The 2,859-nt window shown below is 62.8% G+C and carries 3 protein-coding genes; 2 read left to right on the forward strand and 1 reads right to left on the reverse strand.

The genetic code is table 11. The features are described from left to right. Positions 1-49: 49 nt before the first annotated feature. Positions 50-646, forward strand: a complete 597-nt coding sequence (locus SFLMC1_RS00165) for a 5-formyltetrahydrofolate cyclo-ligase (protein ID WP_152074106.1) — start codon at positions 50-52, stop codon at positions 644-646. 23 nt (positions 647-669) lie between these two features. On the opposite strand, the gene metA is transcribed toward SFLMC1_RS00165, so the two are convergent. Beyond that, on the reverse strand, positions 670-1,596 hold the full coding sequence (gene metA, locus SFLMC1_RS00170) for a homoserine O-succinyltransferase (RefSeq protein ID WP_152074107.1): 927 nt from the start codon (positions 1,594-1,596) through the stop codon (positions 670-672). Between the two features lie 211 nt (positions 1,597-1,807). Between metA and SFLMC1_RS00175 the strand changes: the two genes are divergently transcribed. Beyond that, on the forward strand, positions 1,808-2,785 hold the full coding sequence (locus SFLMC1_RS00175; RefSeq protein ID WP_152074108.1) for an L-lactate dehydrogenase: 978 nt from the start codon (positions 1,808-1,810) through the stop codon (positions 2,783-2,785). Positions 2,786-2,859 lie beyond the last annotated feature (74 nt).

The raw sequence follows: 2,859 nt of genomic DNA on the forward strand, positions 1-2,859 counted from the left end.
GCCAAAATAAACCTGTCCCTTTTTGGAAGGTTTGGGAGATGAGGCTGTGATGGATAAGGCTGAGTTGCGGCGGGCGGTGATTGCCCGGCGCAATGCGATTGACTTGGATGTTCGGGCAGCGAAGTCTGCTGTTGTATGCGCGCGGCTTGTTGAGCTGATGGAGTCCAGCGGCACTGCGGGCCAACGCACCGTTGCCGTCTATGCCGCCATGGATTCCGAAGTCGACCCTGCCGCGTTTGCCGCTGCGGCCGCCGCGCGCGGCTGGCGCGTAGCCTATCCGTGCATGCTCTCGGCAAGCGACGCCGCCGCATGCGGCCAGCGCATGTGCATGCGAACGGTCGCCGCCGGCGATGTATCCACGACTCCGTTTATCGCTCATCCCACGTGGGCCTTCGCGGCTACGGATATCGACAGCAATCGCTGCCCCATCGTGCCCGCCGCCGAGCTCGACATGGTTGTCGTGCCGCTCGTGGCTTTCGACCGCACCGGCGCGCGCCTGGGCTACGGCGGGGGCTGCTACGACCGCTACCTTCCCATGCTCTCGCCCGCATGCCAAATCGTCGGCATCGCCTTTGACGAACAGCGCGTCGATCACGTTCCCACCGAAGCCCACGACCTGCCGCTGCCCAACATCGTCAGCGCCTAAATGCCAGCGTCCCTCCCGACAGCCTAGTGCTCCTCGCCGGCGCGGGCCAGGTCGTAGGGCGTGGTCTGGTAGACGTAGTAGTTGAGCCAGTTGGTGTAGAGCAGCTGAGCCTGGCTGCGCCAGACGTTGCGCGGCTCGGCGGCTGGATCGTCGCCCGGGAAGTAATGCGCCGGCACCTGAGGGTTGAGTCCGCGCTTCACGTCGCGCTCGTACTCCAGGCGCAGCGTGTCGGTATCGTACTCGGGATGGCCAAAGACAAAAAAGCGGCGGCTGTCGGTCGACTTGACAATGTACAGGCCCACCTCGTCGGACACGGCCACGACCTCAAGCTGCGGCTCGGCCTCCACGTCCTCGCGGCGTACATCGGTGTTGCGCGAATGCACGGCATAGAAGCGGTCATCGAAGCCGCGGACCAGCGGGCTTTGCGGCTTCACCAGATAATGCTCGAACACGCCGCTCGCCTTTGCCGGCAGGTCATACTTCTGGATACCGTAATGATGGTACAGGCCGGCCTGCGCGCCCCAGCAAATGTGCAGTGTAGAGTGTACGTGCGTGGTAGACCAGTCCATTATTTGGCAGAGTTCGGGCCAGTAGTCGACCTCCTCGAACGGCATCTGCTCCACCGGCGCGCCCGTGATAATCAGGCCGTCGTAGTGGATATCGCGGATGTCGTCGAACGTGCGGTAGAACGTCTCCAGGTGGCCGGCACTCACGTGCGTGGCCTCGTGCGTCTTGGTACGCAGCAGATCCACCTCCACCTGCACCGGCGTGTTGGAGAGCTTGCGCATGATCTGCGTCTCGGTGGCGATCTTGGTGGGCATGAGGTTGAGGATGAGCACGCGCAGCGGACGGATGTCCTGATGCAGTGCGCGGTACTCGGTCATGACAAAGATGTTCTCGCTCTCGAGCTGCGCGGCGGCAGGGAGGGCGTCGGGAATGCGAATGGGCATGGATGCTCCTTACGAGTCAGTTGCAGCTATGGTACAACGAGCAGCCCTATCCGCGCGAGTACATCGCCCAGCGATGCCGTCAGCGGCCCAAATCACTCCAAAAGTAGAGATTAAGGTATATCCCAAAAATCTACTTCGCTTTAGCCCAGCAAAGTGACGGCAGGACGCTACAATGGTTCGACGCGAAAAACTCGGCCGAAAGGATACTCATATGTACCAGACGCGTAAGATCGGTGTGGTCGGCCAGGGCCACGTAGGAGCACATGTCGCCAACAGCCTGCTTATGCAGGGCATTGCCGACGAGCTGTACCTGTGCGATATCAACGAGGCCAAGGTGACGTCCGAGGTCCAGGACCTGCGCGACTCCCTTTCGTTTGTCCCGTACAACACCAAGATCGTCAACTGCTACGACCACTACGAGGAGCTAGCCTGCTGCGACGTCATCGTCAACGCCGCCGGCAAGGTCGCGCTGGCCGCCGGCAACCGCGACGGTGAGCTGTTCTTTACCACCGACGCCGCCCGCACCTTTGCCAAACGTATCGTCGACGCCGGCTTCGACGGCATCTTTGTGAGCATCTCCAACCCCTGCGACGTCGTGTGCACCGAGCTGTGGCATCTGACCGGCTACGATCCCAAGAAGATCATCGGCTCGGGCTGCGGCCTGGACTCCGCCCGCCTGCGCACCGAGATCTCCAAGAAGGTCGGCGTGAGCCCCAAGTCCATCGACGCCTACATGATCGGCGAGCACGGCTTTAGCCAGCTGGCCGCCTTTAAGGCCGCGACCATCGCCGGCAAGAGCCTCAACGAGCTCCAGGCCGAGAACCCCGACAAGTACGCCTTTGACCACATGGAGGTCGAGGAGCTTGCACGCAAGGGCGGCTACGTAACCTACCAGGGCAAGCAGTGCACCGAGTACGCCGTCGCCAACTCCGCCGCGCGCGTCTGCGCCGCCGTACTGCACAACGAGCACGCCGTGCTTTCCGCCTCCACGCTCATGACCGGCCAATATAGCGAGGAGGGCATCTTCACCTCCCTGCCGTGCGTGATCGGTGCCGAGGGCGTCGAGGAGGTCTACACGCTGGACCTTTCCGAGCACGAGCTCGAGGGCTTCCACAAGAGCTGCCAGCACATCCGCGACAACATCGCCCAGCTCGACTGGTGGGACGCCGAGGCCTACGACGCAAAGTAGGCCGCTGGCTGCCGCAACCTTGCGAATCTAAGCGCGATACTAAGCGGGCCGCGCCGGAAATCCCCGGCGCGGCC

The sequence above is a fragment of the Collinsella aerofaciens genome, from assembly GCF_901212495.1.
GTDB lineage: Bacteria > Actinomycetota > Coriobacteriia > Coriobacteriales > Coriobacteriaceae > Collinsella > Collinsella aerofaciens_H.